Here is a 5,522-nt window from a genome sequence, read left to right as displayed (position 1 = left end):
CCCGGCAAAAAGCCCGGTGGCGCTAACGCTTACCGGGCCTACGAAGAGCCAACATGTACAAAGTAGGCCGGGTAAACGCAGTGCCACCCGGCAACAAATGGGGGCACTGCGCCAGATTATGCCAGCACCAGGTCTCCCTGCGGATGGCATGAACACGCCAACACGTAACCCTCTGCAATTTCCGCATCGGTCAGCGTCATGGTGCTGGTGACGGTGTATTCACCGGAAACCACCTTCGTCTTACAGCAGCCGCACACACCCGCGCGACAGGCTGCCGCTACCGGCACGTTATTGCTTTCGAGCGCTTCAAGCAGCGTGGTGCCCACGCGACCAAAGAAGGTCTGCGCCGGTTGCAGCTTCGTGAACTTCATCCCGCTGGTCGCCGCTGCCGCTACAGGCGTGAAGAACTGCTCTTTAAAGAAGCGGGTCACGCCGAGCGCTTTCACTTCTTTCTCCACGATCTCCATGTACGGCGCCGGGCCGCAGGTCATCACGGTACGATCCGCAATGTCCGGCACGCTTTGCAACATTTCGCGGCTCAGACGCCCCGCGACAAAACCGTGCGTCGCGTTGTGCTCAGCCACCAGGGTCACCGGATAATTTCGCCATTCCTCGGCAAAAATCACATCTTCCGGGGAACGCACGCTAAAGATCACCTGCACGTCGGCCTGAGGACGGTATTTCGCCAGCCAGCGGCGCATCGACATAATCGGCGTTACGCCACAGCCTGCCGCCAGAAGCAGGAATTTGTCTTCCTTCTTGTCGTCACAGGTGAACTCGCCCTGCGCGTCAGACAGCCAGATGTAATCCCCGCGCTTCACGTCACGGGTCAGCCACCGGGAGCCTGCGCCGTCATCAATACGACGGACGGTGAGCGTTATGTATTCGCTCACGCCCGGCGTGGAGGAGATCGTGTAGGCGCGCAGGGTATCCGCCGAATTACGCACACTCACCAGCGCATACTGACCTGCGCGGTACGGGTAGTAGTCATGGCACAGCAGCGACAGTGTCCACACATCCGGCGTCTCCTGTTGGATGTGATGAACCTGCATCCGCCACGGACATTGTGAGGTTGGCATGGTCATGAGTTACTCCTTACGCGCTCAGCAGTTGCTTCATATCATCTTCAACGTTGGTCACGGAACGCAGACCAAATTTCTCGTTCAGGATGGCCAGCAGGTCCGGCGTCAGGAAGCCTGGCGCGGTCGGCCCGGTGACGATGTTGGTCACGCCGAGAGAGAGCAGGGTCAACAGAATAACGATCGCTTTCTGCTCGAACCAGGAGAGCACCAGCGACAGCGGCAGATCGTTCACGCCGCAGCCCAGTTTCTCTGCCAGCGTGACCGCCAGAATGATGGCTGAATATGCATCGTTACACTGACCAGCATCCACCAGGCGTGGCAGACCTTCGATGTTGCCGAAGTCCAGCTTGTTGAAACGGTATTTACCGCAGGCCAGGGTCAGGATCAGACAGTCTTCCGGAACGCGGGTGGCGAAATCGGTGAAATAGTTACGTTCCCCGCGCGCGCCGTCACAGCCGCCGATCAGGAAGATGTGACGCAGTTTTTCACGGCTGACGAGGTCAATCAGGGAATCCGCCGCACCCAGCAGGGTTTCACGGCCAAAACCGACGGTGATGAGGTGCGGAATTTCGCTGTACGGGAAGCCTGCCATCTGCTGCGCCTGCGCAATAACCGGACCGAAATCATCGCCTTCAAGGTGGCTCACGCCCGGCCAGCCGACGATGCTGCGGGTCCAGATACGGTCGTCATACGCGCCCACGGTAGGGTCGATGATGCAGTTAGAGGTCATGACGATTGGGCCAGGGAAGCGGGCGAACTCCACCTGCTGGTTCTGCCAGCCGCTGCCGTAGTTACCGATCAGATGCTTAAATTTACGCAGTTCCGGGTAGCCGTGCGCGGGCAACATTTCGCCGTGGGTATAGACGTTAACGCCGGTGCCTTCGGTCTGCTTCAGCAGGTTGTAGAGATCTTTCAGGTCGTGGCCGGAGATCAGGATGCATTTACCTTCGGTCGCTTTGACGTTGACCTGCGTCGGCGTTGGGTGACCGTAGGTGCTGGTTTCACCGGCATCCAGAATGCTCATCACTTTGAAGTTCATCTGGCCGATTTCCATCGAGCATTCCAGCAGGGCGTTCATGTCGGAAGGCCAGGTGCCCAGCCATGCCATGATTTTGTGGTACTGAGCATAAATGTCGTTGTCGTACTGGCCGAGTACGTGCGCGTGCTCCATATACGCCGCAGCACCTTTCAGACCGTACAGGCACAGCAGACGCAGGCCGAGGATGTTCTCGCCAATCGCCGCTTTGTCTTTATTGGGAGTAAATTCGGCGGCCTGACGCTGTAGCTCGCCCAGGTCGTCGCTCACCAGCTGTAGTTCCGCCATCGGGTTGTCCACGCGGGCGCTGGCGTCGGCATTCAGGCATTGCGCTTTCATGGCTTCACGCAGGGCAATCGCTTCGCGGGCATAGCCCACAATGCGTGGCGAATCGAAGTTAACGTTAGTCAGCGTGGAGAAAAATGCGCGCGGCGCAAAGCTGTCGACATAGTGATCGACAAGGCCATATTCACGGGCCTTGAAGGCCCAGGCGGATAAGCCTTGCAGCGCCGCAATCAGCAGGTCCTGGAGATCGGACGTTTCTGCGGTTTTGCCGCACATACCCTGCGCGTAAGAGCAGCCGTTGCCTGCCGGGGTACGGATGGTTTGTTCACATTGCACACAAAACATAATCACACCTGTTAAAGTTATATTTGAGATACATGTTTAAGGTTATGCCTGTGCCACAACGGAGAAAAGTGCTTTCTTATACTAAGTGGAGGGTTATTGATTTAGCGCAATTTTGGCGGCAGGTTCACTACCGCCAAAGCAGTATCAGGCTGAGAAGAACGCCATCAGAATGGGGACCAGCAGGCTCAGAATAAAGCCGTGTACAATAGCGGCAGGAACCATCTCCAGACCTCCCGAGCGCTGTAACACCGGCAGGGTAAAGTCCATTGAGGTGGCCCCGCACAGGCCCAGCGCGGTAGAGCGGCTGCGGCGTACCAGGCCGGGGATCAGCATGATGGCTATCAGCTCGCGCGCCAGATCGTTAAAGAAGGCGGCGCTGCCGATCACCGGACCAAACGATTCGGTCAGCAGAATACCGGAGAGCGAATACCAGCCAAAACCGGATGCCATTGCCAGGCTGGTTTTCAGCGGCAGATCGAGAATAAAGGCGTTAATCACTCCCCCCGCCATTGAGCTGGCCACAACGATAACGGCAACCATCATGCCCCGGCGGTTCAGGACAATCTGTTTCAGCGTCATGCCATTATTTCGCAACTGAATACCGATCAGGAAGAGCAGGAAAATCAGCGTATATTCGCTGGCTTCCGTAGCGTGCTGTAAAAAAGCCCATCCGGTTAGCCCCAGTAAAAAACCGAGCACCACCACGCCGCACAGCTTTAATGATTCCAGCGCCATCGCAATTCGGGAGGGAAGCTTTTCCTGATGGTGGTGATTTTTCCAGGGAATAGTGCGTTCCAGCCAGAACAGCGCGGCAATATTGCACAGCAGAATAACCACTACCGTAACCGCAGAATAATGCAGGATGGAAAGCAAGTTCGTCGCCAGATTATCCAGGAAGGCCAGGCTGATCCCCATAAAGAACAGAATGACGTAAACAATCCAGCTGAGAAAACGATTAATAAGCTTTAAGGCCGATTCATGACGCAGCGGAATAAGATAGCCCACAATCAGGGGCAGAAGAATGATGAGGAGTCCTGAGAACATGAACAGCCGGTCCTTTTGAGTATCATTTAAGCGCCAGAGACACTACCCAATAAAGGCTGTGAGGTAAAGCTACAAAAAAAGCCGGGTGGTGGCTACGCCTTACCCGGCCTACAAAGTGCACACTCACGTAGGTCGGGTAAGCTTTAGCGCCACCCGACATTACAGGCCGCACTTAATTAATCGCGTTTTTCCAGCAGGGTGCGATACAGCACGCCGCCCAGAATACCGCCAATAATTGGCATCACCCAGAACAGCCACAGCTGTTCAAGCGCCCAGCCGCCCTGGAAAATAGCCACCGCGGTGCTGCGTGCCGGGTTAACGGAGGTATTGGTCACCGGGATGGAGATCAGGTGGATAAGCGTCAGCGCCAGACCAATAGCAATGGGGGCAAAGCCCGCAGGCGCGTATTTGTCCGTTGCGCCGTGGATCACCAACAGGAAACCTGCGGTGAGCACAATTTCAATCACGATAGCAGACAGCATTGAGTAGCCGCCTGGAGAGTGTTCGCCGAAGCCGTTTGACGCAAATCCGCTGGCCGCGGCGTCAAACCCGGCTTTTCCGCTGGCAATGACGTACAACACCGCCGCGGCAATAATACCGCCAATAACCTGGGCAATAATATAGCCAATAATATCTTTCGCCGGGAAACGTCCGCCCGCCCATAAACCTAACGTGACGGCCGGGTTGAAATGACCGCCGGAAATATGCCCCACGGCGAATGCCATGGTTAATACGGTTAAACCGAATGCCAGCGCGACACCGACAAATCCAATACCTAATTCCGGAAATGCGGCTGCCAGTACTGCGCTACCGCAGCCACCAAACACCAGCCAGAATGTACCAAAGCATTCTGCCGCTAATTTTCTGAACATAACCACCTCAATAATAAACGTCCGCGCCCATTCCTGCGCGCGGGTTATATCGCCATAAAGGGATGACGACTCAAAGAGCCAGTATTTTGAAACCATCAACATCCCTTCGCCACTCAAATAAATTCACTAAATTTGATTTAAGGCAATGTGATGTCAATCCTTGTTCAGAACGGAGGTAATTAGAGCATAGCCCAATAATTAAGGGGGCGTATATTCTGCTGTCGTGACCTACAGCCTGCCGCTATACTGCTGATAACTTGAAGGAAAAAGTGGCCGAAATGCGGGGGATGTATGCTACTCGAACGTGTGGAGATTGTCGGGTTTCGCGGGATTAACCGCCTGTCGCTGCAACTGGAACAGAACAACGTCCTGATAGGCGAAAACGCCTGGGGTAAATCCAGCCTGCTGGATGCCCTGACGCTGCTGCTTTCGCCCGAAGAGAACTTGTACCACTTCGTCCATGATGACTTCTGGTTTCCGCCGGGGGATGTCAACGGGCGCGAGAAACACCTGCATATCATTCTGACCTTCCGCGAATCCGAGCCCGGACGCCATCGCGTGCGTCGTTTTCGCCCTATGTCGCCCTGCTGGGTGCCCTGTGAAGATGGGTTCCAGCGTATTTTCTATCGCCTTGAGGGCGAAATGGCGCAAAACGACGGGGTATTAACCCTGCGTGAATTCCTTGATGAGAAGGGGAATCCGATCCCGCTCGATAATATTGACGAGCTTGCCCGCCATCTGATCCGCCTCTCCCCCGTGTTGCGCTTACGAGACGCGCGCTTTATGCGGCGGATCCGTAACGGCGCCGTGCCGAATATGCCCGAGGTGGAAGTAACCGCCCGCGAACTGGATTTCCTC

5 protein-coding genes are annotated in these 5,522 nt (G+C 55.8%); 1 reads left to right on the top strand and 4 read right to left on the bottom strand.

All coding sequences use genetic code 11. The features are described from left to right. Positions 1–116 precede the first annotated feature (116 nt). The 4 genes from hcr to aqpZ form a co-directional block, all read right to left on the bottom strand. On the bottom strand, positions 117–1,085 hold the full coding sequence (gene hcr, locus HP459_RS20865; protein WP_023299707.1) for an NADH oxidoreductase: 969 nt from the start codon (positions 1,083–1,085) through the stop codon (positions 117–119). A 10-nt stretch (positions 1,086–1,095) separates the two neighbouring features. Beyond that, entirely contained in the window at positions 1,096–2,748 is a 1,653-nt protein-coding gene (gene hcp, locus HP459_RS20860; RefSeq protein WP_171936765.1) for a hydroxylamine reductase, read from the bottom strand. Between the two features lie 144 nt (positions 2,749–2,892). After that, the gene (locus tag HP459_RS20855) at positions 2,893–3,792 is read right to left on the bottom strand and encodes a lysine exporter LysO family protein (protein ID WP_022647606.1); all 900 of its coding nucleotides are present in this window, start codon (positions 3,790–3,792) and stop codon (positions 2,893–2,895) included. A gap of 176 nt (positions 3,793–3,968) precedes the next feature. Next, entirely contained in the window at positions 3,969–4,664 is a 696-nt protein-coding gene (aqpZ, locus tag HP459_RS20850) for an aquaporin Z (RefSeq protein ID WP_026080729.1), read from the bottom strand. A gap of 291 nt (positions 4,665–4,955) precedes the next feature. On the opposite strand from aqpZ, the gene HP459_RS20845 reads away from it, so the two are divergent. Then, positions 4,956–5,522, top strand: a 567-nt coding sequence (locus tag HP459_RS20845) for a DUF2813 domain-containing protein (RefSeq protein ID WP_171936764.1), incomplete at its 3' end; no start/stop codon positions are given.

Source organism: Enterobacter sp. CM29 (assembly GCF_013179605.1).
Lineage (GTDB): Bacteria > Pseudomonadota > Gammaproteobacteria > Enterobacterales > Enterobacteriaceae > Enterobacter > Enterobacter intestinihominis.
Note: the sequence above shows the minus strand (reverse complement) of the source record. Positions and strands in the feature narration are given on the sequence as shown.

Excerpts from the sequence above, each read along its gene's own strand:
- HP459_RS20855 (WP_022647606.1), bottom strand. The coding sequence starts at position 3,792 with ATGTTCTCAGGACTCCTCATCATTCTTCTGCCCCTGATTGTGGGCTAT.
- hcr (WP_023299707.1), bottom strand. The coding sequence starts at position 1,085 with ATGACCATGCCAACCTCACAATGTCCGTGGCGGATGCAGGTTCATCAC.
- hcp (WP_171936765.1), bottom strand. The coding sequence starts at position 2,748 with ATGTTTTGTGTGCAATGTGAACAAACCATCCGTACCCCGGCAGGCAAC.
- aqpZ (WP_026080729.1), bottom strand. The coding sequence starts at position 4,664 with ATGTTCAGAAAATTAGCGGCAGAATGCTTTGGTACATTCTGGCTGGTG.